The following is a 23,051-nucleotide window of genomic DNA, read 5'->3' as shown; positions in this document are numbered from 1 at the left end:
TCACGGCCTCTGCGCCCGCAACGGGCGTGCCTGCGGCCCGGGCGCACCATGAGGCAGGTGCTGGTCGACACCCTGAAACTGTCGGCAGGCCGGATCACGGCCGGTCTGACCCTGCTCACCGCCGCCTATCTGCCCTTCTCTCTCTGGGGGAGCCTGCCGCACCGGGCCCTCATCGCCGACCTCCTCTGGGTGACCTCCGATCTGCTCGCCGCCGCGGCGATCTGGCTCGCCGCCCGCCACCCGGCCATGCCCCGGGCGCCGGCGCGGGCCTGGACCTTCATCGCTCTCGGCCAGCTTGCCTACGCCGTGGGGGACGGGATATGGGGCTACCTGGAGAACAGACTGGGCCGCGATCCCTTCCCGTCGATCGCCGACATCTTCTACCTCCTGTTTTATCCGTTCATGATGGCCGGGATGCTGCTCTTTCCTCACGCCCCCCAGGACCGGCTGGGGAAGTGGAAGTTCGCGCTGGACGCCGGAACCGTGCTGGTCGGCGGATGGATGGTCGTCTGGTATTTCGTCCTGGGGCCGACGGTCCGGGCGGGGGAGGAGATCGTCGCCACGGCGATGGCCGCGGCCTACCCGATCGGAGACCTCGTCCTCCTGTTCGGCGCGGCGGCCCTGCTCCTGCGTGCCGGCCGGGGGACGAGCAGGACCGGCGTGGCGCTGCTGGCCGCAGGCGCCTTCGGGTTCTTCCTCGCCGACACCGCCTTCGGGTACCTGGCCATTCTCGAGCGCTACGAGGCCGGCAACTGGCCGGACATCCTGTACCTGCTGGCGGGGCTGGCCGTCGCCGGCGGCGCCGTCACCGAGGCCCTGGCTCACGCCGGCGGGGCGCGGGAAGGCCTGGCCGACGAGGACCGCGTGGCCGGCAGCTTCCTCCCCCACCTGGCCGTCGCCTTGGGGTACACGGTGCTGCTGATCGCCTTCCTCATGGCGCGCATGCCGGAGCGCGCCTCGCTGACTCCGCTGCTCTCCGGGGCCATCGCCATCACGCTCTTCGTCGCCGGGCGGCAGTCCATTACCCAGCACGAAAATGCGCGGCTCGTCGGCCAGCTGCGGGCGTTGGCACGCACCGATCACCTCACCGGGGTGCTCGCGCGCGGCGAATTCCTGCGCCTGGCCGAGCGGGAGTTCGCCCGGTTCCGGCGGCACGGTTACCCGCTGTCGGTCCTCATGCTGGACGTGGACGGCTTCAAGAGGATCAACGACCGCTACGGCCACCTGACGGGGGATCAGGCGCTGGTCCACGTGGCGCGGTCCCTGCGCCTGGGCCTGCGGGAGACTGATCTGGTCGGCCGCTTCGGAGGCGACGAGTTCGTAATCCTGCTTCCCGACACCGGTCCCGACGGGGCGGCGGCGACGGCGTCCCGGCTGCGGCGACAGATTGGCGAGCGCCCGTTGATCGCGGGCGGTCAGGAACTGCGGATCGAGGTCAGCGTCGGCGCGGCCAGCGCGCAGCCGGCATCGCCGACCCTCGACGCCCTGCTCGAGGAAGCCGACCGGCAGATGTACGCCGCGAAACGCACGGCCAGAGCCTCCGGGGACGACGACACCGTCGGGCGGGGCGGAGCCTTCGTTCCCTCCGGGTGAGTCAGGATGTTCGCCATGCAGTATACTGGATGGCGGCGAGCGGCGTCGCCGGTGCGCCGTGGATCTTCGGGCCCGTAGCTCAACGGACAGAGCGACGGACTTCTAATCCGTAGCGTGAGGGTTCGACTCCCTCCGGGCCCGCCAGGACTCCGCGGCTTACGTAATCCGGTGGACGACGGCCAGCGAGCTCACCAGCGCGCCGACCAGCAGGACCAGGGCGAGACCGGCGCCCAGGGCGCTGACCTCGGTGGGACGCGACTCCCACCCCACGACCCGGCTGAGCCGCCGGTAGACCTGGCGCAACTCCAGCACGGAGCGGGCGTGATAGTATGAGCCGCCGGCGATCTCGGCCATCTCGCGCAGGGTGTCCTCGTCCAGCCGCACCCAGATGCTGCGGCCCCCCAGGTTCAGGAAGGTCCCCTCCGGGGTGCCGATCCCGACGGTGAAGACCTTCACCCGCTGGTCCCGGGCGAGGCGCGCCGCATCCTGAGGGACGACACCCCGGTTGCTCTGCCCGTCGGAGAGCAGGACGACAGTCGCCGGCGGCGCCGACTCCTTCGGCGGAGGGGGCGGGGACATCGGATCGAGGGGGCGCTGGCGCCCCGGCAGCGCGTAGACCGCTTCGACCAGCCCGTCGCCGATCGCGGTGGCGTACTCGGTGGTCAGCAGGCCGATGGCCTCCAGGACGCGGGCCCGGTCGGCGGTCGGCGGGACGACGAGCTGCGCGTAGCTGCTGAAGGTCACGAGCCCGACCTTGAGGCCCCGGGGCAGGGACTCCACGAACTCGCGCGCCGCGGACTTTGCCGCTTCCATGCGGTTGGGCGGCATGTCCTCGGCCAGCATGCTGCGGCTGACGTCGATGGACAGGATGACGGTGTTCTGCGCGCTCGGCACCGGCAGCGGGGCCACGGGGCGGGCCAGGGCCAGAATGATGCAGACCAGCGCGCTGCCGAGCAGGGCCGCGGGGAGGTGCCGGCGCCAGGGACGGGTCTGCCGCAGGGCGCGGCCCAGCAGCGCCACCTGCGTGAAGCGCACTGCCCGGCGCGGCGGCCGGCGCAGCAGCCACAGGTACACCCACCCCAGGACCGGCAGCACCACCAGCCCGAAGAGCATCGCCGGCCACTGGAAGCTCACGGCCTAGGGCACCCTCCGGAACCAGATCATGGAAAACAGCGCGCCCACCATCATCAGGATGCCCGCCGCCCCGGCCAGGAAGGACGTCACCTCGGTGCGGCGCCGCTCCCAGCCCATGGCGCGGCCGAGCTGCCGGTAGATCCTGCGCAGCTCCTCACGCTGGGTGATCTCGAAGTACCGGCCGCCGGTGGCCTGGGACACCTGGCTCAGCAGGGTGGCGTCGAAGGGCACCAGGACGAGCTGGTTGTCCACGGTCATCACACTGCCGTTGGGCGTGCCCACCCCGACGCCGTACACCTTCACCTTACCGTCCACGGCCAGGGAGATCGCCACATTGGGCGGGATGCCGAGGTTGCTCACGCCGTCGGAGAAGATGACGATGGCCGCCGGCGGGAGGTCGGCCGGTTGCTGATCCGGCACGGGGCCGGCGGGCGGGCTCGGCACCAGACCGGGCGGCCCGCCGGGTTGCACGTTCAGGCGGTCGCCCAGCAGCGCCCGCCGTCCCGGGAGCACGCGCAGGGACTCCACAATGGCTGAGCCCATGCCGGTGGCCTGCTGGACTTTCAGTCCCCCGATCGCCTGGCGGATCGTCTCCCGTTCCGTCGTCGGCGGCACCAGGACCTGCGCGTAGTCGCTGAAGACCACCAAGCCGACCTTGGCCGTCGGCGGCATGGCCTCCAGGAGATCCAGCGCGGCGTCCTGCGCCGCCTTGAGGCGGTTGGGCGCCACGTCCTCGCCGATCATGCTTTTGCTGATGTCGAGGGCGATGATGAGCGCGGCGCGGTTCACCGGCAGCGGGATGGCGGCGATCGGCCGGGCCACGGCCAGCGTCAGGATCGTCGCCGCGGCGAGATAGAACGCCACCGGAAGGTGCCGCCGCAACGCCGGCGGTCGCGACCACAGCACGCTGAGCAGATGCGGATCGGCCAGGAGGCGCTCCCGCCGGGCCGCGCGACGGACCAGGCGGACGTATCCCCACAGCAGCAGCGGAGGGGCCGCCAGGGCCCACAGCATTACCGGCCAGCCGAACTCCAACGTCCTTTCCTCCGACGGTACTCGATGAACCGGATCAGGGGATCGACCAGCGGTTCCGCGGTGGAGAGGACCATGGTGTCCACCCGGGCCGCCCGCAGCGCCCCGGCCACCCCCTGGTGCTGCCGGGCCACGAGTTCGCGGTAGGCCTTGCGCAACGCCGGATCTGAGGTGTCCACCCACAGCTGCTCGCCACTCTCAGGATCGCGGACGAAGAGCCCGCCCACGTCGGGCAACTCGCGCTCGGCGGGATCCTGGATCCACACCGCGATGACGTCGTGGCGCCGGCTCAACTCGCGCAGCGGCCCCTCCCACCCCTGCGGTCCCAGGAAGTCCGAGAGGAGGAACACCAGACTCCGCCGGCGCAGCAGGCGGCCGAGGTGGCGGAGGCTGGCCGCCAGGTCCATGGCCTGGGCGTCCCCCGGCCGGTCCGCCGCGCCGCCGTCCCGTGAGGCGGCCTGGTCCAGGGCGTGGATGATGCGCAGGGCGTGCATCCGTCCGCCGCGGGGCGGGATGAACACCTCCCGGCCGGGGAATCCCAGCAACCCCACCTTGTCCCCGTGGCGGGTGACGATGTAGGCGGCCACCCCGGCGAACTCCACCGCGGTCTCCCGCTTCAACTGCCGGCGGGTGCCGAAGTGCATCGAGGGGGAGAGGTCGACCAGCAGCCAGGCCGTGAGCTCCCGTTCCTCAAGGTACTGGCGGACGAAGAGGCGGTTCATGCGCGCCGTGACGTTCCAGTCGATGCGGCGCACCTCGTCGCCCGGCTGGTATTCCCGCACCTCCGCCAGATCCAGACTGGGACCGTAGAAGATCCCCGTGTAGTCTCCGAAGAAGTAGCCGTCCAGGCGCCGCACGACCTTGAACTCAAGGCGGCGCAGGATGCGCTCGGGAGTCTCCAGACGGCTCATCCGGCGGGCGCCGTCGGCGCGGTCCTCATGGCTTCGTACGGGTCGCCGATGTGCACGCGGGGCGCGGGCACGGCGGCGAGGATGCGCGACAGCAGCTGGTCGGTGGTGACGTCCTGGGCCAGGGCTTCATAGGACAGGACGAAGCGGTGGCGCATCACCTCCGGGGCCAGATCGCGAACGTCCTCGGGCAGCACGTACTCGCGCCCGCGGATGAGCGCCAGCGCCCGGCCGCCGAGGATCAGGTTCAACGATGCGCGGGGGCTGCTCCCGAAGCTGATGAAGGGCGCCAGGTCGGCCAGTCCGTAGTCCTTCGGCCGCCGGGTGGCGTTGACCAGGGTCACCGCGTACTCCACGATCTTGGGATGCACGTAGACCTGATCGGCCACCCGCTGCAGCGCAAAGAGTTCCTCGGCGTGGATGACGGGGGACACCTCGGGATGCTCCAGCGTCATGCGCTCCACCACGGTGATCTCTTCGTGCACGCTGGGATAGGTGATGACGATCTTGAACATGAAGCGGTCGACCTGCGCTTCGGGCAACGGATAGGTGCCCTCGCTCTCGATGGGGTTCTGCGTGGCCAGGACGAGGAAGGGGTTGGGCAGGGGAAAGGTCTCTTTGCCGATGGTCACCTGTCGCTCCTGCATCGCCTCCAGCAACGCAGACTGCACCTTGGCGGGCGCCCGGTTGATCTCGTCGGCCAGCACCAGGTTGGCGAAGACCGGCCCCAGTTCGGTCTCGAAGGTCCCCGTGTGCTGGTTGTAGATTCGCGTCCCCACCAGGTCGGCGGGCACCAGGTCGGGGGTGAACTGGATGCGTTTGAAGGTGGCATCGATGGCCCGGGCGGTGGTCTTGATGGCCAGGGTCTTGGCCAGCCCGGGCACGCCCTCGATGAGGACGTGGCCGCGGGCGAGCAGGGCGGCCAGGATGCGCTCCAGCATCAGATCCTGCCCCACGATCACCCGCTTGATCTCCACGAGCAGCTTGCGCATCGTGGCCGACGCTTGCTGGAAGGTCTCAACCGAGAGCGTCACGGATCACCTCGTGCCCATGAGCAGATTGGTAGCATACTACACCGCTCTCTGCGGAGGGTCAACGGTCTAAATGCCCGGCCGTTCGCCCAGGATGACAACTGCTGTCTGCAGCCGTCCGTCCCGAAGGAACTCGACGGAGACGGGGTCGCCGATCCGGCGGCCGAGGACGTGGGCGGCCAGGGCGCCGAAGGTCGGGGTAGGACGCCCGTCCAGCGCCACGATGACATCCCCGCCGCGGGGCAGGTCGTCGGGCGAGGCGGCGACGCCTCCCCGCAGCCCCGCCTGCGCGGCGGGGCCGCCGGGAATCACCTCCGTGATCAGGACGCCGCGCCGAACGGCCAACTCGATCTCCTCCGCCAGCGCCGCCGTGACCGTCAGCCCCCGGATCCCCAGCCAGGGGTGGCGGACGCTGCCGGCGCGCAGGGCGTCGAGGTTGGCCTTCACCGCATCGATGGCCACGGACATGCTCACCGTCCCATCCAGGGACAGGGCCACGATCACGCCCACGACATTCCCGGCGTCGTCGAGCAGCGCACCGCCGGAGTCTCCGGGCCACACCGGCGCCAGCGTCCGCAGAAGGGGCACGCCCGGCCGGGTCTCGTAGTCCAGGGCGAGGAACCCGCCCGACGTCGGCCCGCCCGGGCGGCGGGGGGCGCGGCCCAACGCCGTGACCACCGCTCCGGGTTGCAGGGCGGCGGAAACTCCCAGCGGCGCCCGCGGCAGCGGCCGGGGCGGATCGACGCCGATCAGGGCCACATCGTACACCGGATCGGTCCCGATGATCCGCGCGGGCAGCACCGGTCCGTCCCGCAGGGCGACCTCGACCTGCCGGGCGCGGGCCACGACATGGTTGGCGGTGAGAATCACCCCCTGAGGATCGATGATGATCCCCGACCCCGATCCGCGGACGGCACGCCCGCCGCTCTCGGCGACGACGGAGACCTGGACCACCGCCTGCTCCGCCTGCTCCAGCGCCGCCGGCGGCATCTGCGCCGGCGCCGGTGCGGCCAACACCATGAGGATGGCGAGGACTGTCATCCAGCGCATCGGATCGGCTCCTTTCCCGGCCACCAGCACATCGCGGCCGTCACTCCTGGTCTGCCGGTACTCCACCACGGCCGTGTGTCGTCTCGGTCACGGGGGGCGGGTTCCGCCAGCGGCGGCCGGCCCGCTCCAGCAGCGCGTCCGCCGCGGCCGGTCCCATCGTCCCGGCGGCATAGTTGGGAAAGTCCCGCGGGATGTCTTCGGCCCAGGCTTCCAGCAGGGGGTCGACGATCGACCACTGCAACTCGACCTCATCGCGCCGGGCGAAAAACGTCTGCACCCCGCGCAGGGCGTCCAGGAGCAGGTGCTCATAGGCCGGCCGCTCCGCCGCCCCCACCTCGGCGTAGGAAAAGTCCAGCGCGACGGAGCGGATCTGGCGCCCGTGCCCCGGCACCCGCGCCGCGAATTGGAGCGAGATCCCCTCGTCCTCGGTGGTCCGCAGCACCAGGACGTTGGGGTCCATCTCCGTCATGTCCCAGTCCCGGAACAGCATCAGGGGCGGCTGGCGGAAGTCGATGACGATCTCCGTGGCCTTCCGGCTCAGCCGCTTGCCGGCCCGCAGGTAGAAGGGCACTCCGGCCCAGCGCCAGTTCTCCACCTGCAACCGCATCGCCGCGTAGGTCGGGGTGAAGGAGTTGGGGGCCACGCCGTGTTCCTGGCGGTAGCCCGGAACCCGCTCCCCGCCGACCACGCCCGGGCCGTACTGCCCGCGCACGGCCTGCTCGGGGCGCAGCGGGGCGATGGCGCGCAGCACCTTGGCCTTCTCGTTGCGGAATCCCTCGGCGTCGAAGACGGCGGGAGGCTCCATGGCGATGACGGCCAGCAGCTGCAGGACGTGGTTCTGCACGACGTCGCGCACGACACCCACCTCTTCATAGAACCGGCCGCGGCTGCCGATCCCGATCTCCTCCACGAAACTGATCTGCACGTGGTCCACATACCGGCGGTTCCAGACGGGCTCGAAGACGGTGTTGGCGAAGCGGAAGACCAGCATATTCTGCACCGCTTCCTTGCCCAGGTAGTGGTCGATGCGGAACACCTGGGCCTCGCCGACGACCTCGTCCACCAGCGCATTGAGCCGGCGGGCCGAGGCCTCGTCGTGGCCGAAAGGCTTCTCGATGATCAGGCGCGTCCACCCGCCGTCCCCACGGCGGACCAGCCCCGCGCGCCCGAGGTCCTGCAGCAGCGGTTCGTAGGTCGAAGGCGGCGACGCGATGTAGAAGAGGCGGTTGCCGCCGGTCCGGTGGCGGGCCTCGATCTCCCTGAGCGCCCGCCCCAGGGCACCGAGATCCCCCTCCCGGGTTGAATCGCCCGAGAGGAAGTAGAGATGGGGAGCGAACCGCGCCCAGGCCTCGCCGGCAGGCCGGTTCGGCGCCAGCCCCTCGCGGGCGAACCTCCGGAAGTCGTCGTCGGTCCAGCCACGGCGCGAGAAACCCACGACCGCGAAGTCGTCGGGCAGGAGGCCGTCGTCGCGCAGGTGGTACAGCGCGGGGAGCAACAGTCGCTGGGCGAGGTCCCCGGTGGCGCCGATGATGACGAACGCGACGGGTTCAACGGTCCTGGCCTGCGGCATCCCGCACCTCTCTGCAGGCCCGAACGCGGGGACCCCCGGGCGCATTCCCCGCCGGGCCGGCGAAATTGACCCCCCGCAGCCGCCATGTTAGGCTGGGAACCGATCGGGGCGTGGCGCAGCCCGGCCAGCGCGCGTGGTTTGGGACCACGAGGTCGCCGGTTCAAATCCGGCCGCCCCGACCACGCCGTGCCGTCAGGCTTCCTTCCCCCGGGCCAGCTCCGTCGTCCGCTTCGGCCGGAGTTCGTGGCGGCCCAGAAAATCCGAGGCCAGGTACCGCTCCAGCAGCTCGACGACCTGCCGTTCGCGTTCGGCGTTGCCGGCGCGCGCCTCGGCCACCCAGGTCTTGTCCACGCGATAGGAGACCAGGGTCCGGCCGTCGTGGAAGTGGACCAGCGGATGCTCCTTGGAATCCTCCAGGACGACCACGTGCAGCCGGTCCAGCCCCAGGCGCCGCGCCGCCATCGCCGCGCGGTCCAGCACCCACCGGCGCTTGCCGTCGGGTTGCTGGCCGGGCCCCAGGCCCAGCGTCGAGGCCACCGTCTTGCCGGCCAGCGGGTTGGGATCGTAGGCCGCAAGCGGCGGAAGTTCCTTGCGACGCTTGCGCACGCTCTCCATCAGCGAGGCCCAGACGTCCAGCCCGGCGACGACGAAGGAGAACAGGTAGATGAGGAAGACGGCAAATGTCAGCGACCAGTAGGTGAAGAACTTCGCCACCTGCGGGGGCATCCACGGCATCGGGACGGAACCCTTTCCTGTCGGTGTGACCCGCGCCTCCGGACGGCCGCCGCGGGGCGGTCGCCGGCACGCGGTCCGTCTAAGGGGATTTGGCGGCGTCCGCCGCCCTTCCTCCGGGGGGGCCGACTGCTATAATAGCCTGTACGCGCAGTCCACGCGGGGCAGGCAGGCCTGACCTCGGGGAGCGGGGAAGATGCGTCCGATCTGGAAGGGACACCTGACCTTCGGCCTGGTCACCATCCCGGTGAAGCTGTACACGGCCACGGAGTCCAAGGACATCCGGTTCCGGCTCCTCCACAGCAGCTGTCTCACCCCCATTCAGAACAAACGGTACTGCCCCCACCACGAGGAGGTTGTGGAGTGGAACGATGTGGTGCGGGGCTTCGAGTACGCCAAGGGCAAGTTCGTGCCGGTCACGGACGAGGAGCTGGAGAACATCCCCCTGGAAACCGCCGGCACGGTCAGTATCACCGCCTTCGTCGAACTGGCCGAGATCGATCCTCTCTATTACGACAGGTCGTACTACCTGGCGCCCGATGAGGGCGGCCAGAAAGCCTTCCGCCTCCTCCACGACACGCTGGAAGAGTCGGCGAAGGTGGCCGTGGGCAAGGTCGTGATCCGGGAAAAGGAGCACCTGGTCGCGGTGCGGCCCTACGACGGCGCCCTGGTGATGTCCACGCTCTTTTACGCCGACGAGGTGCGGCCGGTCGCGGAGCTTGCCGAGTTGCCGGTGCAGGTCAAAGTCCATCCCAACGAAAAGAAGATGGCGCTGCAACTGGTCGAGGGGCTGGCCGCCTCCTTCAATCCCGCCGACTACCGGGACGAGTACCGCGAGGCGCTGCAGAGGCTGATCGCGGCCAAGATCGAGGGCGCCCCGGCGGAAGCGGCGCCCGAACGCAAGGAGGAGAAGGTCGTCGATCTCATGGAAGCGCTGCGCCGCAGCCTGGAGGTGACCCGCCGGGCGGCGTCCCTGCGGCGGCCGCGCCGGGCCCGGCCGCGGGCCGCCGCGCTGCGGGAGCGCCACCGCTGAGGATGCGGCCCGGGCGGAGCCGGCCCGGGCCGGCGGACGTCCCCTCGCCGTGGCTCAGGTGTTTGTCGGCACCTCAGGCTTCAGTTATCCGGAGTGGAAAGGACGGTTCTACCCCGCCGGCCTCCCCGCCGGGGAGATGCTGGCCTACTACGCCCGCGTCTTTCCCACCTGCGAGATCAACAACACCTTCTACCGCTACCCCGGCGACGAGACGTTGAGCCAGTGGGCGGCTGCGGTCCCCGCATCGTTCCGGTTCACGATCAAGGTGCACCGCCGGATCACCCATATCAAGCGCCTGGCCGATGTGGACGGCGACCTGGCCTTCCTCTACGAGCGGATGCGCCTCCTCGGCCCGCGCCTGAGCATCCTGCTGTTCCAGCTGCCCCCTTCCCTGCGCTGCGACCTGGGCCTCCTGACGACGTTCCTCGCCCAGCTCCGTCCCGGCGCCCAGGCCGTCATCGAGTTCCGCCACGACTCCTGGCGGCGCGACAGCGTCTACCGCCTGCTGGAGGAGCACGGGGTCTCGCTGGTGGTCGGGGAAACGGATGAGGAAACCCACCCCCGTGAGGCGGTGGGGCCGATCGCGTACTACCGGTTTCACCGCTCCCGCTACACGGAAGAGGCGCTGCGGGAACGGGCGGGGTGGGTCCGGGAGCAGCTGGCCGCCGGGCGCGACGTCTACGCCTACTTCACCCATGAGGAGGGGACGCCCGGCTACGACTACGCGCGCTGGCTCCCGCAGATGGTCGATGCCTGATCAGGCGCTCCAGCTCTACCGGCGCAAGCGGCGGTTCGACCGGACCCCCGAGCCTCACGGCGGCCCGGCCACACCGGGCCGTCGCCTCCGCTTCGTGGTGCAGGAGCACCATGCCCGGCGGCGGCACTGGGACTTCCGCCTGGAGATGGGCGGGACCCTCAAGTCCTGGGCCGTGCCCAAAGGGCCGACGCTGGACCCGGACGAGAAGCGCCTGGCCGTTCCCGTCGAGGACCATCCGCTCGAGTACATCGAGTTCGAGGGCGTCATCCCCCCGGGCAACTACGGCGCGGGGACGGTGATGGTCTGGGACTCCGGCACCTACGAGTGCCTGGATGGCGATCCGCTCCAGGCCCACGCCAGGGGCAAGCTCACCGTGGTGTTGCACGGGAAGAAGTTGCGCGGAGAGTTCCACCTCGTGCGGACGAAGATGGGCGGCCAGACGCAGTGGCTGCTGTTCAAGAAGCGCGACGATGACGCTGTGGCGGGCTGGACGCTGCCGGAGCCCTCGGTGTCGGCCAGGACCGGCCGCACGATGGCCCAGATCGCCCGGGAGGAGACCCGCCGGTGGCAGAGCCGGAAGGTCGCGAACGCCGGTGGCCGCAACCGTCCGCCCGGCCGGACGACGCCCGCCGGGCGAGCGCCCGCGGTCACCCGGTCCACCCGCAAGGCCCTGCAGGCCCTCGGGCTGACCCGGCCGGGGACCGATTCTTTCCCCGCCGAGATCAAGCCGGCGCTGGCCGCGTCGGCGGACCGGCCCTTTGACGACCCGCGCTGGCTCTTCGAGATCAAGTGGGACGGCATCCGGGCCATCAGCGCCGTCCGGCGCGAGGGCGCGCAGCAGCAGGTGACCATCCGCAGCCGGGGCGGGCACGTCATCAACGCGCAATTCCCCGAAGTGGTCGACGCCCTCTATGCCCTGGACCTCCCTGACACGGTCCTGGACGGAGAGATCGTCGCCCTCGACGCCGAGGGGCGCTCTTCCTTTGCGCTGCTGCAGCAACTCCGCACCCGGCCGGGCCCGGCGCGGCCGCCCATCGTCTACTACGTCTTCGATCTGCTCTACCTGCAGGGGCACCTGCTGATCAACCGTCCGCTGCAGGACCGCCGGCGGGCGCTGGCCGCGCTGCTCCCCGACCATCCCGTGGTGCGGATCTCCGACGCCGTCCCGGAAGAGGGCCGGGCGTTCTACGCCGCCGCGCGGTCACTGGGGGTCGAAGGCATCATCGCCAAGCGCAGGGACAGCCGCTACCAGCCGGGGAAGCGCAGCGCGGAGTGGGTGAAGATCAAGATCACCAGGCAGCTGGAGGCGGTGGTCGGCGGTTACACGCGCGGGCTGGGGGCGCGGACCAGGACCTTCGGCGCCCTCCTCCTCGGTGCCTACGAAGGGGACCGGCTGCGCTACATCGGCCACTGCGGCGCGGGATTCAACGACGACGAGCTGCGGCGCGTCTTTCGGCTGCTGCGGACCCGCCTCCAGGCGTCGTGCCCCTTCGATGCGGTGCCTCCGTCCAACGAACAGGTGACCTGGGTCCGCCCCGATCTCGTGGTTCAGGTAGAGTACGCCGGCTGGACGGCCGACGGGAGGCTGCGTTTCCCCGTCTACCTGGGCCTGCGCCAGGACAAACCGGCCCGCGAGGTGACGCTGGAGCGCCCTCTGCCCCGGGCCGCCGTGGTACCTGCCGCCGGCGGCGCCGCCCCGGCGAAGGAGCGTCCGCGCCCGGTGCTCCTGCCCTCAACGTCGCGGAAGAAGCACCCCCTCGAAGCGGCGCTGGCGGAGGCGGGGCTGGACGTCCAACTGACCAACCTCGACAAGGTCTTCTGGCCCGACCTCGGGTACACGAAAGCGGACCTCCTCGAGTACTACCTGAAGATCGGCCCGGTCATCCTCCCCCACCTGATCGACCGTCCGGTGACGCTGCGGCGCTTCCCCAACGGGATCGCCGGGGAGAGCTTCTACCAGAAGGACGTCCCGGATGCCCCCCGCTTCGTCCGGCTGGTCTCCATCGCCAGCGGGAGCGCCGGCGGGACGATGGCCGCCCCGGTCTGCAACAACCTGGAGACGCTGCTGTGGCTGGCGCAGCTCGCCGACATCGAGATCCACACCTGGTTCAGCCGGATCACCCCCGTCCGGCGCAGCGAAGGCGTGGCCAGGGCGGGGACGGAGTTCACCACGGAGGAAGGCCTGCGCGCCAGCGTCCTGAACCGCCCCGATTTCGTGGTGTTCGATCTCGATCCCTATCTCTTTCCGGACGGCACCACCCTCCCGCGGGGTCGGGGCGAAAAGGATCCCGACTACTCCCGGCGGGGGTTCGACGCCGCGCGCGAGGCCGCCTTTGAAGTCCGGGCCCTCCTGCGGACCTTGAGGCTGGAGAGCTTCCTCAAGACCAGCGGCAAGACCGGGCTGCACGTCTTCGTGCCGATCGTGCGCGACTACACCTACGACCAGGTGCACGAGTTCGCCCGGACGGTGACCCGGTACCTGGAAAGCCGCCACCCCAAGACCCTGACCACGGCCTGGGCGGTGGAAGAGCGGGTGGGCAAGGTCTTCCTCGACTACAACCAGAACCGGCTGGGCGCCACGCTGGCCTGCCCGTACAGCCTCCGGCCGACACCTCAGGCCACGGTGGCGATGCCGGTAACGTGGGCGGAACTGGAGCGGGGGTTCGACCCCCTGGAGTTCACGCTGCGCACGGCGCCCGAGCTGATGAAGAGGCGACGCGACCCCTGGCGGGACATCCTGGCGAAGCCCCAGCGCCTGGAGCACCACCTGTAGCGTGCCCGGGATCAGTCGCCGGCGGCGCTCCGGAATCCGGCGGCCAGCCTGCTCAGATACGGCCGCGCCGCGGCAAAGGCGCGGGCGCGATGGCTGAGGCGGTTCTTCACGGCGAGCGGGAGCTGCGCCATCGTCTTCCCGTAGGCGGGGACGAGAAAGATCGGATCGTAGCCGAAGCCTCCCGAGCCGCGCGCCACCGTGGCGATCTTCCCTTCGCAGCTCCCCTCGAAGGTCCGCACCTCGCCGCTCGGCAGGGCCACGGCGACCACGGCCCGGTAGCGCGCCGTCCGCCGTTCCGCCGGCACCCCGTGGAGCAGTTTGAGGATCCGCGCGTTGCGCGCGGCGTCGGAAGCCTGGTCTCCCAGGAAACGGCGGGAATGCGGACCCGGCCCGCCCTCCAGCGCGTCCACCTCGAGGCCGGAGTCATCGGCCACCGCCACGCGGCCGGTGAGGCGCGCCACCGTCGCCGCCTTGGTGACGGCGTTTTCGGTGTAGGTCTGGCCGTCCTCGGCCAGCGGTCCAATCTGCGGGAAGGCTTCCAGGCTGTACACCTGGATCGGCAGGTCGTGCATCAACTCGAGGAACTCCCGCACCTTCCCCGGATTGCGGGTGGCCAGGACAACCTCCAGCACGCCCGGACCCGACGGGGGCGGGCCGGCGGCCGGACGCAGGCGGGGACGGAGCGCGCCGGGGTGGCGGAGGGGGCGGCGGGGACGCGAGGCGGGACGTCGGCGCATGGCGGGACGCCCCTCAGCGCGGGATTCCGGCCAGCACGTCGGCGAGGACGTCCCGCTGGTGCCGGATCAGCTGCTTGATCCCGCGCTCGGCGAGGTTCAGCATCTGCTGCATCTCCTCCCGGGTGAAGGGCATCCCCTCGGCGGTGCCCTGGACCTCCACCAGCCGGCCGGATTCCGTCATCACGACGTTCATGTCCACCCGCGCCCGGGAATCCTCCTGGAAGTCGAGGTCGAGGACGACCTCCCCGTCGACGATCCCTGCGCTCGTCGCCGCCACGAACTCGCGCAGGGGCCACCAGCCCACGGCCCCGGTCTTCCGCAGCACGTACAGGGCATCGACCAGGGCGACGAAGGCCCCGGTGATCGCCGCGGTGCGTGTGCCGCCGTCGGCCTGGATGACGTCGCAGTCGATCCAGATCGTCCGCTCCCCCAGTTTGTCCAGATCCACCGCCGCCCGCAGGGAGCGGCCGACCAGCCGCTGGATCTCCTGCGCCCGGCCGCTGGGCCGTCCGATGTCCCGCGGGCTGCGCTCGCTCGTGGCCCGGGGCAACATTCCGTACTCGGCGGTGATCCACCCCCGTCCTCCGCCCCGCAGCCACTGGGGGACGCGCTCATCGATGCTGGCCGAGCAGACGACCTTGGTGTCCCCGAGGGTGATCAACACCGAGCCCTCGGCGTACTTGAGGAAGTGGCGGGTGATGGTCACCGGCCGCAGTTCGTGGGCCTGCCGCCCGTCGGCGCGGGGCATCGGCACTCGAACCTCGCTGCGCTCAGACCTCGTCGTGCCCGGGTCTTGGACGATCAGATCTCGTAGGTGGAGCCTTCATCGACCGGGAGAACGGCGCCGAACTCCTTCGCTGCCGCCGCCACCGATTCCTGGAGCGCATGGTGCGGAGTGAAGAAGTGGGTCAGTAGTAACCGCCCCACACCGGCGCGCGCGGCCATGGCCCCGGCCATGCTCCCCGTCAGGTGGCCCCAGACCGGGGCCAGATCCGCCGCCTCCTCGACGAGGGCGCACTCCGCCAGCAGGAGGTCGGCGCCTGCGGCCAAGCGTTCCACCTCGGGCGACGGGCCGGTGTCGGCCGTGTAGACCAGGCGCCGGCCGCCCGCGGAGACCTCGACGGCGTGACAGGGCATGGGGTGCGTGGTCGGCGTAAAGCGCAGCCGCACGCCGTCCACCTCGGCCGCCCCGGCCTCGATGGGCCGGAAGTCGAACCGGTCCCGGAAGTCGCGCCGGGCGGTGTCCGCGGGCAGCACGGCGGCCAGGAACTCCCCCGCCCCCCGGGGGGCGAAGAGGGGGAGCGGGGGCGCGGGCGGATCCGGGTAGCGGCCGAAGCGCAGGGCATTCTGCAGCGCGTAGATGTCGGAGAAGTGGTCGGGATGCAGGTGGGTGATGACCGCCGCGCTCAACCGGTGCGCGGGGGCGACCCGGAGCATCGCCGCGACGGCCCCGCTGCCGCAATCCAGAAGAATGCGGACCTCGCCGCTGGCCACCAGGTATCCCGGGCAGGCACCGCCCGGAGGCGGATAGGGACTCCATTTGCCCAGCACCGTCAGCCGCACGGTCAGGGAGCGGGCGCCGGATAGATCGTCAGGAACCGCATGATCCCGCGGTGGATGGCCTGGGCCAGCCGCTGGCGGAACGCCGCGTCGCGCAGGCGGGCCTCATCCTCGGCGTTGGAGATGAAGGCGGTCTCCACCAGCACCGAGGGCACACTGCTGTCGCGCAGGACGAGGAAGTTCGCCGTCTTGATGCCGCGGCTGGGCAAGCTCAACACGATGCCCAGTTCGTCCTGGATCATCTGCGCCAGGGCCAGCGACTGCGGGGTCAGGTAGTAGGTTTCGGAGCCGTTGGCCGTGGCCCGGCCGTGGGCGTTGGCATGGATGCTGACGTAGATCGAGGCGCCCGCCTCGCGGGCCATCCGCGGGCGCTCGGTCAGTTCGACGGTGGCGTCGTCGTCCCGGGTCATCACCACCCGGACGCCGTCCCGCTCCAGGAGCTCGCGCACGCGCCGGGCGATGTCCAGGACGACATCGGCTTCGCGCAACCCCGAGGGTCCGATCGCGCCGGGATCCCGGCCGCCGTGTCCGGGATCGATGGCCACGATGTGGCGGCGCAGCGCGGTCTGGGTGTTCACATCGATGATCAGCCCACTCGGGGTTCGGCTGACGAAGTAGTTCATCTTGCGCTTGAGGGTGACGACCACGCGCGCCACCGGCGGTTGGGCGGTGAACTGCGCGGCCCGGACGGAGACGATGGACGGATGCTCGAGGCGCACCTCCTCCTTCACCGGCACGAAGACGGCGTTCTCGATGTCGATGGCCAGGCGATCCGGGAAGACGAACTCCCGGATCCTGTACTCCATCGGCCCGTCCCCTTCCACCGTGATCCGGCCGCCGGCTCCGTCGCGCCGGAACGTCACGCCCGTCACCCGCAGCGCGCCGGCCGTCGGCGGGGAGACCCCCGGCTCCGTGGATCGGGCGGCGGAGGGCGGGCCCGGGAGCGGCGCGCCGGGGGGCGGGCCCGGCGGCGGTGCGCCGGCCGCGGCCTTGGGGCGGATCTCAAGGGTCACCAGGTAGGACAGCGGATCGCTGACCACGCGGATGTCCACCGGCGCCTGCAGGTCGAAGACCAGGCGTGAAACGTAGGGCTTGACCTGAAACTGCGCGGTGCGGATGCGCTGGACGCCGGCATCGTTCACCGGCGTCTCCCCGGGAGGGGTGCGCAGCGCGGCGTGCAGGAAATCGACGACCATGCGGTCCGGATCAGTCAGGACGAGCGTTTCGGTCTGCACCGGCCCGGTGGCCTCGACCTGGACCAACAAGACACCGGAGGCGACCCGAGCGGAGACGGCCGTGATCTGCGAACTCACATACAGCGTCCGCTCCCCGGGCTCGTACTTCGTCCACGCGCCCAGCGCGGAGAAGACGGCCTGGAGGGGAATGTAGGCCAGCCCGCGGATCACCTGGGGAGACACGGGGAGGGGCCGCACCTTTCCGTCGACCTGCAGGGTGGGCTGACCGATGAAGAGGCGGAGCGCGGCCCGCGTCCGGTTGGTGACGACGACGCTGCGGTCGGTTTCGTAATAGGCGGCGATGGCTCCCATCGGCTCGAAGAGGCCGGAAATAGGAGCCAGCACCTGCCCCTGCACGACCACGGCGGGCGCGGCGAGGGGAACGTCAACGCCGTTGACGACGACCTTGATCCCGACGTCCTGCGCCGGAGCGGCCGCGGCGCACGCTGCAACCGCCAGCGCCGCCAGGACCGCGGTCGCCATCACCTTCATGCTCTACCCCTGTCTTGCGCCCACCACCTGCCAGCGGAGCATCGGTTCCTGTGCGCTCTCCCGGAGGCCATAGATTCCTCCACGGCGAAAGATTTTCCTCTCATATGCTGGTCGATGCGCATCTCGAATACCGCACTCTGCGGGATGTACCGGAGCTGGCCCGCCGCGCCGAAGGAATCGGCGTTGACGGCCTGTGGTTCTCCGAGACCGCCCACGAGCCGTTCCTCGGCGCGGCGCTCGCCGCCGAGCACACGACGAAGGTGAGTGTGGGCACCAGCGTGGCGATCGCCTTTGTGCGCAGCCCCACCCTGTTGGCCCACCTGGCCTGGGATCTGGCGGCCCTGGCCGAGGGCCGGTTCATCCTCGGGCTGGGAACCCAGGTCCGCGGACACATCGTCCGACGCTACGGCATGCCGTGGGACGCCCCGGCGCCGCGGCTGCGCGATACGGTCCGGGCCATCCGCGCCGTGTGGCGGACCTGGAGAACCGGCGCCCCGCTCGACTACCGCGGCCGGGGGTATCACCTGTCGCTCATGACCCCCTTCTTCACGCCGCCGCGGCACGACTACGCCGTCCCGATTGCCACGGCGGGGGTGAACCCCGTGATGTGTCGGGTCGCCGGCGAGGTCGCCGACGGCTTCCAGGTCCATCCGCTGCATACCGCCGCCTATCTGCGGGAGGTCATCCTCCCCGCCATCCGGAGGGGACAGGCGCGTGCCGGCCGGGGTGCGGTTCCCTTGCCGATCAGCGCCGCGGTCTTCGTCGTCACCGACGGCCTGCGGGGGCCCGGCGCGGACGCGGCGCGGCGGGCCATCGCCTTCTACGCCAGCACGCCGTCCTACCGCGGCGTGCTGGCGCACCACGGGTGGGAGGAGGTGGGCGCGCGCCTCAGCCGGCTCGCCGGGCAGGGGGCCTGGACGGCCATGGCCGGCGAAGTAACGGACGAGATGCTGACCACGATCGCCGTCGTGGCGCCCCCCGAGGACGCCGGCGCCGCGCTCCGCGCCCGCTACGAGGGACTGGTGGACCGCATCGGCCCCTACCGCCCCTACTCACCGGCCGACGATCCGTGGTGGGAGCGCCTGCTGCAGGGTATCCGTGCCCAGGCCCCCTAGCCGAACTCGCCGAACAACTCCAGCCGGCTCGTGCGGATGTACTGCGAGGCCAGCACGTTGAGCGGCTTGCGCGCGATGGGGAAGGTCTCCGCCAGCGCCTCCAGGGGGCGGTCCCATCCCGTCCGGCGCGCGACCTCATGCTGCGCCGCCAGCCGGTAGAAGAGGCGCCCCTCCTCTTCGTACTCCTCCAGGGTCTTCCGGGCCGCCCTGGCTCCGCCGCCCCCACCGGCCCGGCGGTCGACGGCTTCGGGAAAGATGCCGCTGGTGAAGAGGGCGATGTCGCCGATGCGGCGCAGGATCGGGAAGCGCAACGCCTCCGGCATTATCCCGGCCAGGGCGATCATATCGTCGGAGTCGAGATCGCTGAAGCGCCGCCACCGCCGCCGCCCCTCCTGCTCGACTTCGATCGCCCAGGTCTCCGTCCGGGTGAAGGAGACCAGCATCAGGACCAGGTAATCCAGGATGTCGCGATCCGCGAGGAGTTCGCCGGCCCGCACCGCGTCGAAGACCGGGACCCGCTCGCCCAGCGCCTCTTCGATGGTGTAGGGCACCGCCAGCAGCACACGGCGGACGTGGCGCAGCAGGACGCCGAACAGCAACCAGGGCGAGATGTGGATGAGAATGTCGCTCTCGCCCAGGATCCGCCGGAGCAGACGCTCGTCTTCCAGGTGCCGCTCCAGGGCCTGGTCGTCGTCACGCAGACGGGCGGCGACGCGATGGGGATCGGCCCCGGGATACAGGGTCGTGACAATGTACCGCAGGTCCTCCGCGGTCAACCTATGCAGCGTAGAGATCACCATCGCCATTCCCCCGAGCAGGGGTCCACTTTCATCTTGCCATAACGCCGGGCGGCGAAGGATCGCTTTCCGGCGACGGAAGGTGACACGGCTGTGACACGCTCTGTGTATACGAAACCTGCCGGGTTCGGGGCCGCCGTCCCGCGCCTGTCTCGATCCTACCCGAAGGAGGACCCCTGTGGACGATCTGCAGCGCTACATTGTCGAAGAGTGGGCCGAAGACTTCCGGGCCGGCCGGCTCCCGCGCCGGGAATTCCTGCGACGCACGGCGCTGATGGCGGGCGGAGCGGCCCTCGCCGTGTCGATCCTCAGCGGCCTGGGGATTTCGACCTCCCCCGAGGAGGTGGCCGCCGCCGCGCAGGGACCGGCGCCGTCGGCGGCCCCGGCCCCGGGCGTGACCGTCCCTCCCGACGATCCGGCGCTGTCCCTGGAGATGGTGACCTTTCCCTCCGGAAGCGTCTCGGTGCAGGCCTACCTGTCCCGCCCCCGCGATGGCGGCCCCTTCCCGGGGGTCGTGGTCATCCACGAGAACCGCGGGTTGCTCGAGCATTTCAAAGACGTCTGCCGGCGATTCAGCAAACTGGGCTACGCGGCCCTGGCCCCGGACCTGGTCTCCCACGAGGGCGGCACGCCGAGGTATCTGAACGACCTGGCGCAGGTCAGCGCCATCCTGGGCCGCACGGCGCCGGAGCGGCTGGTGGAGATGCTCAATGCGGCGGTGCGCTCCCTCCAGGCGCTTCCCACGGTGCGGGCCGACCGGATTGGAGCCATCGGCTTCTGCTTCGGCGGAGGAATGACCTGGCGGCTGGCCACGGCCAACGCCGACCTCCGCGCCGCGGCGCCGTTCTACGGACCGTCCCCTCCGCTGACCGATGTGCCGAAGATCCGGGCCGCGGTCCTGGCCGTCTACGGCGAACTGGATGCGCGCATCAACGCCGGCATCCCGGCGCTCCGGGAAGCCCTGGAGCGGGCCCGCGTCGTCCACGAGATCGTCGTCTACCCGGGCGCCGACCACGCGTTTTTCAACGACACGGGGCAGCGCTACCATGCCGCGGCCGCTCAAGCGGCGTGGCAGCGGGTGACGGCCTGGTTCGAGCGGTACCTCAACTCCGCCTGAGGACACTCGTCGCGGCGAAGAGGGCGATGGCGGTCAGCACGATCGCCCCTCCCGCGGCGAGATTGAGATAGAAGGCGGCGGTCATGCCGGCCAGGACGGAGATCAGGGCGCTGGCCACGGCCAGCAGCAGCGTGGCCCGGAAGGTGCCGGCGAGGCGCAGGGCGGTTGCGGCGGGGATCACGATGAGCGCGCTCGTCAGGAGCACTCCGACCACCCGCATCGCCACCACCGCCGTCACGGCCACGAGCACCGTGACCAGCAGGTTGAGGGCGTCCACCGGGACGCCCTGCACCCGGGCGGCCTCCTCATCGAAGGCGATGGCAAACAACTCCTTGTAGAAGATTGCCACCGCGGCCAGCACGCCCAGTCCGAGCCCGAGGATGACCCACAGGTCGCGCGGCTGCACCGCGGTGATCGCCCCGAACAGGTAGGTGAAGAGATCGACCCGGAAGCCGCCGCTCAGGCCGATCAGCACCACGGCGACGGCGAGCCCTCCGGAGAGAAAGATCGCCAGCGCGGCGTCGCCGACCAGTCGCCCGGAGACGCGCATCCGCTCGATCCCCACGGCCCCGATGATCGCGGCCAGGAAGGCGCCCGCGGCAGGATGCCATCCGGCCAGCAGGGCCGCGGCCACGCCGGCCAGCGCCACGTGAGACAGCGTATCGGCGATGAGGCTGAGCCGGCGGAGGACCAGGAAGACCCCGATGGTGGGCGCGATCATGGCGATCATTACCCCGGCCAGCAGGGCGCGCTGCATGAAGCCGTACTGCAGGATCTCCGGCATCGTTAGTGGCGGTGGGCCACGACCAGGCTCTGCGCCCGGTACAGCTGCTCCAGCGCGCCGCTGCGCATCGCCTCCGCCGGGTCACCGTGGAAAACGAGCGAACGGTTCAGGCAGGCCAGCCGGGTGACCTCCCGGGCCACGACGGTGATGTCGTGGGAGACCAGCACCAGGGTCGTGTGCAGCTGGCGGTTGAGGTGGCGCAGCAGCGCGTAGAACTGCTCCTGGGCGTCCACGTCCACGCCCACGGTCGGCTCGTCGAGGATGAGCAGCTCCGGACGGTGGACCAGGGCGCGGGCGATGAAGACCCGCTGCTGCTGCCCCGGGGAAAGGCGGCCGATGACGCGGTCGCGGACGCCCGCCATGCCCACCGTCTCCAGCGCCTGCAGCGCCGCCTCCCGCTCCGCGACGCCGTATCGGTGTCCCGGCCCGACGCGTGCCGAGCACCCGCTCATCACCACCTCAAAGACGCTGGCCGGAAAGCGCCGCTCGGCGACGGGCCGCTGCGGCACATAGCCGATGCGATACCACGCACGGAAGCGGCGCACATCGGTGCCGAACAGGGTGACGTGTCCGCAGGACGGTGTCAGCAGCCCGAGCATCACGCGCAGCAGGGTGGTCTTGCCCGCACCGTTGGGTCCGATGATTCCGAGGAAGTCGCCCCTGCCGATGCGCAGGGTCACCCCCTCCAGGACGCGGGTGTCCCCCACGTCGTAGCACACGTGCTCCAGGACGGCGACGTCCGGGCTACCGTCCGCAGTCGAGTCCGTCGGCCAGATGGGTGAGGTTCTCATCCATCACCGTGAAGTAGTTCCGCCCCCGGGCCCGGTCCTCGGCGCTCAGCCCCTCGAGCGGATCCAGTACCAGCACGCGGACGCCGGTCTCGCGGGCCAGGGTTTCCGCCACCCGTGGATTGAGGAACGATTCGGTGAAGACGGCTGTCGCTCCCGTCCGCCGGATCGTGGCGATGATCTGGCGCAGGCGTGCCGGGGTCGGTTCGGCCTCCGGGTCGATCCCGGTCACCGGCACCTGCTGCAGACCATAGCGCGCGGCCAGATACCCGAACGCATCGTGCGCCGTGACGAATTCCCGGCGCGCGCACCGGCCCAGGGTCTGCGCGTACCGGCGGTCCAGGGCGGCGAGATCGGCAATCAGCTTTCGGGCGCCCCGCTCATAGTGCGCCCGCCCGTCGGGATCGGCGCGGATCAGGCCGTCCCGGAGGCGTTCCGCCTGGGCCTGCGCCAGCACGGGGTCGAGCCAGAGGTGGGGATCTCCCCTGCGCAGGGGAAGCCCCGCGCTGCCGTCCACGGCCACCACCGAGGGAGGCAGCCCGGGCAGCGTCCGCCCCACCCAGGGCTCGAAGCCGGCTCCGTTGTACACGAAGACGCGCGACCGGTGCAGCGTGACGAGGTCCTGGGGAGCCGGCTCGTAATCGTGGGGTTCCACCCCCGGCGGCACGATCTCGCGCACCTCCACCCGCTCCCCTCCCACCCGCCGGGCGAACTCGGCCACCGGGTAGATGGTGGCCGCGACGGCGACCCGCCCCGACGGCGCCGCCTGCCGCGGCGCGCAGCCCGCGGCGACGAGGCCGACCACGAGGAGGA

21 protein-coding genes and 2 tRNA genes are annotated in these 23,051 nt (G+C 70.9%); 8 read left to right on the top strand and 15 right to left on the bottom strand.

What is annotated here, in order from left to right:
- The first annotated feature begins 57 nt into the window (after window positions 1–57).
- Together QN141_05760 and QN141_05755 are read left to right on the top strand one after the other, a co-directional pair.
- On the top strand, window positions 58–1,593 hold the full coding sequence (locus QN141_05760; protein ID MDR7557977.1) for a GGDEF domain-containing protein: 1,536 nt from the start codon (window positions 58–60) through the stop codon (window positions 1,591–1,593).
- A gap of 68 nt (window positions 1,594–1,661) precedes the next feature.
- Window positions 1,662–1,737: transfer RNA gene (locus tag QN141_05755), tRNA-Arg, on the top strand.
- Window positions 1,738–1,749: 12 nt separating this feature from the next.
- Here the strand turns inward: QN141_05755 and QN141_05750 are convergent.
- The 6 genes from QN141_05750 to zwf all read right to left on the bottom strand — a co-directional run bounded on the left by QN141_05750 (window position 1,750) and on the right by zwf (window position 8,318).
- The gene (locus tag QN141_05750; protein MDR7557976.1) at window positions 1,750–2,727 is read right to left on the bottom strand and encodes a VWA domain-containing protein; all 978 of its coding nucleotides are present in this window, start codon (window positions 2,725–2,727) and stop codon (window positions 1,750–1,752) included.
- A gap of 3 nt (window positions 2,728–2,730) precedes the next feature.
- Window positions 2,731–3,762, bottom strand: coding sequence for a VWA domain-containing protein (locus QN141_05745; protein MDR7557975.1), 1,032 nt, complete (start codon window positions 3,760–3,762; stop codon window positions 2,731–2,733).
- Window positions 3,741–4,670 (bottom strand): DUF58 domain-containing protein, encoded by a 930-nt coding sequence (locus QN141_05740; protein ID MDR7557974.1) that lies wholly within the window; start codon window positions 4,668–4,670, stop codon window positions 3,741–3,743. The genes QN141_05745 and QN141_05740 overlap by 22 nt, the downstream gene beginning before the upstream one ends.
- A complete protein-coding gene (locus QN141_05735) occupies window positions 4,667–5,659 on the bottom strand; it encodes an AAA family ATPase (GenBank protein MDR7557973.1) in 993 nt (330 codons plus the stop codon). The genes QN141_05740 and QN141_05735 overlap by 4 nt, the downstream gene beginning before the upstream one ends.
- Before the next feature lie 108 nt (window positions 5,660–5,767).
- Window positions 5,768–6,748, bottom strand: coding sequence for a trypsin-like peptidase domain-containing protein (locus QN141_05730; protein ID MDR7557972.1), 981 nt, complete (start codon window positions 6,746–6,748; stop codon window positions 5,768–5,770).
- Window positions 6,749–6,788: 40 nt separating this feature from the next.
- Entirely contained in the window at window positions 6,789–8,318 is a 1,530-nt protein-coding gene (gene zwf / locus QN141_05725; protein MDR7557971.1) for a glucose-6-phosphate dehydrogenase, read from the bottom strand.
- 104 nt (window positions 8,319–8,422) lie between these two features.
- On the opposite strand from zwf, the gene QN141_05720 reads away from it, so the two are divergent.
- Window positions 8,423–8,500: transfer RNA gene (locus tag QN141_05720), tRNA-Pro, on the top strand.
- Between the two features lie 10 nt (window positions 8,501–8,510).
- On the opposite strand, the gene QN141_05715 is transcribed toward QN141_05720, so the two are convergent.
- A complete protein-coding gene (locus QN141_05715; protein MDR7557970.1) occupies window positions 8,511–9,053 on the bottom strand; it encodes a hypothetical protein in 543 nt (180 codons plus the stop codon).
- 193 nt (window positions 9,054–9,246) lie between these two features.
- Here QN141_05715 and QN141_05710 point away from each other — a divergent pair, with 193 nt between their 5' ends.
- The 3 genes from QN141_05710 to ligD are packed head-to-tail and all read left to right on the top strand — an operon-like array spanning window position 9,247 to window position 13,613.
- Entirely contained in the window at window positions 9,247–10,083 is an 837-nt protein-coding gene (locus QN141_05710; GenBank protein MDR7557969.1) for a Ku protein, read from the top strand.
- 49 nt (window positions 10,084–10,132) lie between these two features.
- Window positions 10,133–10,840, top strand: a complete 708-nt coding sequence (locus QN141_05705) for a DUF72 domain-containing protein (GenBank protein ID MDR7557968.1) — start codon at window positions 10,133–10,135, stop codon at window positions 10,838–10,840.
- On the top strand, window positions 10,833–13,613 hold the full coding sequence (gene ligD, locus QN141_05700; protein ID MDR7557967.1) for a non-homologous end-joining DNA ligase: 2,781 nt from the start codon (window positions 10,833–10,835) through the stop codon (window positions 13,611–13,613). Before QN141_05705 ends, ligD begins: the two co-directional genes overlap by 8 nt.
- Before the next feature lie 11 nt (window positions 13,614–13,624).
- Here the strand turns inward: ligD and rdgB are convergent, their stop codons facing one another.
- From rdgB to QN141_05680, 4 genes are read right to left on the bottom strand one after another with little or no spacing between them, the layout of a single operon-like run.
- Window positions 13,625–14,350: an RdgB/HAM1 family non-canonical purine NTP pyrophosphatase gene (gene rdgB, locus QN141_05695; protein ID MDR7557966.1), complete on the bottom strand. Its 726-nt coding sequence runs from the start codon at window positions 14,348–14,350 to the stop codon at window positions 13,625–13,627.
- Window positions 14,351–14,363: 13 nt separating this feature from the next.
- Complete coding sequence (gene rph / locus QN141_05690) at window positions 14,364–15,098, bottom strand: ribonuclease PH (GenBank protein MDR7557965.1); 735 nt, start codon at window positions 15,096–15,098, stop codon at window positions 14,364–14,366.
- A gap of 53 nt (window positions 15,099–15,151) precedes the next feature.
- Entirely contained in the window at window positions 15,152–15,913 is a 762-nt protein-coding gene (locus QN141_05685) for an MBL fold metallo-hydrolase (protein MDR7557964.1), read from the bottom strand.
- A gap of 2 nt (window positions 15,914–15,915) precedes the next feature.
- The gene (locus QN141_05680) at window positions 15,916–17,637 is read right to left on the bottom strand and encodes an N-acetylmuramoyl-L-alanine amidase family protein (protein MDR7557963.1); all 1,722 of its coding nucleotides are present in this window, start codon (window positions 17,635–17,637) and stop codon (window positions 15,916–15,918) included.
- 104 nt (window positions 17,638–17,741) lie between these two features.
- Here QN141_05680 and QN141_05675 point away from each other — a divergent pair, with 104 nt between their 5' ends.
- On the top strand, window positions 17,742–18,752 hold the full coding sequence (locus tag QN141_05675) for a TIGR03617 family F420-dependent LLM class oxidoreductase (protein ID MDR7557962.1): 1,011 nt from the start codon (window positions 17,742–17,744) through the stop codon (window positions 18,750–18,752).
- Here QN141_05675 and QN141_05670 read toward each other — a convergent pair.
- The gene (locus QN141_05670) at window positions 18,749–19,552 is read right to left on the bottom strand and encodes a hypothetical protein (GenBank protein MDR7557961.1); all 804 of its coding nucleotides are present in this window, start codon (window positions 19,550–19,552) and stop codon (window positions 18,749–18,751) included. The genes QN141_05675 and QN141_05670 overlap by 4 nt on opposite strands.
- Window positions 19,553–19,727: 175 nt before the next feature.
- Between QN141_05670 and QN141_05665 the strand changes: the two genes are divergently transcribed.
- Entirely contained in the window at window positions 19,728–20,666 is a 939-nt protein-coding gene (locus QN141_05665) for a dienelactone hydrolase family protein (GenBank protein MDR7557960.1), read from the top strand.
- Here the strand turns inward: QN141_05665 and QN141_05660 are convergent.
- Genes QN141_05660 through QN141_05650 form a run of 3 tightly spaced genes read right to left on the bottom strand, consistent with a single transcriptional unit; the run spans window position 20,653 to window position 23,043 of the window.
- The gene (locus tag QN141_05660; protein ID MDR7557959.1) at window positions 20,653–21,450 is read right to left on the bottom strand and encodes a metal ABC transporter permease; all 798 of its coding nucleotides are present in this window, start codon (window positions 21,448–21,450) and stop codon (window positions 20,653–20,655) included. The genes QN141_05665 and QN141_05660 overlap by 14 nt on opposite strands.
- 2 nt (window positions 21,451–21,452) lie before the next feature.
- The gene (locus QN141_05655; protein ID MDR7557958.1) at window positions 21,453–22,169 is read right to left on the bottom strand and encodes a metal ABC transporter ATP-binding protein; all 717 of its coding nucleotides are present in this window, start codon (window positions 22,167–22,169) and stop codon (window positions 21,453–21,455) included.
- Between the two features lie 25 nt (window positions 22,170–22,194).
- Complete coding sequence (locus QN141_05650; protein ID MDR7557957.1) at window positions 22,195–23,043, bottom strand: zinc ABC transporter substrate-binding protein; 849 nt, start codon at window positions 23,041–23,043, stop codon at window positions 22,195–22,197.
- Between the last annotated feature and the right edge of the window lie 8 nt (window positions 23,044–23,051).

It is taken from the genome of Armatimonadota bacterium, assembly GCA_031459765.1.
GTDB classification, from domain to species: domain Bacteria; phylum Sysuimicrobiota; class Sysuimicrobiia; order Sysuimicrobiales; family Kaftiobacteriaceae; genus Kaftiobacterium; species Kaftiobacterium secundum.
The sequence above is the reverse complement of the archived record's forward strand: the minus strand, read 5'-3'. Positions and strand labels throughout refer to the sequence as shown.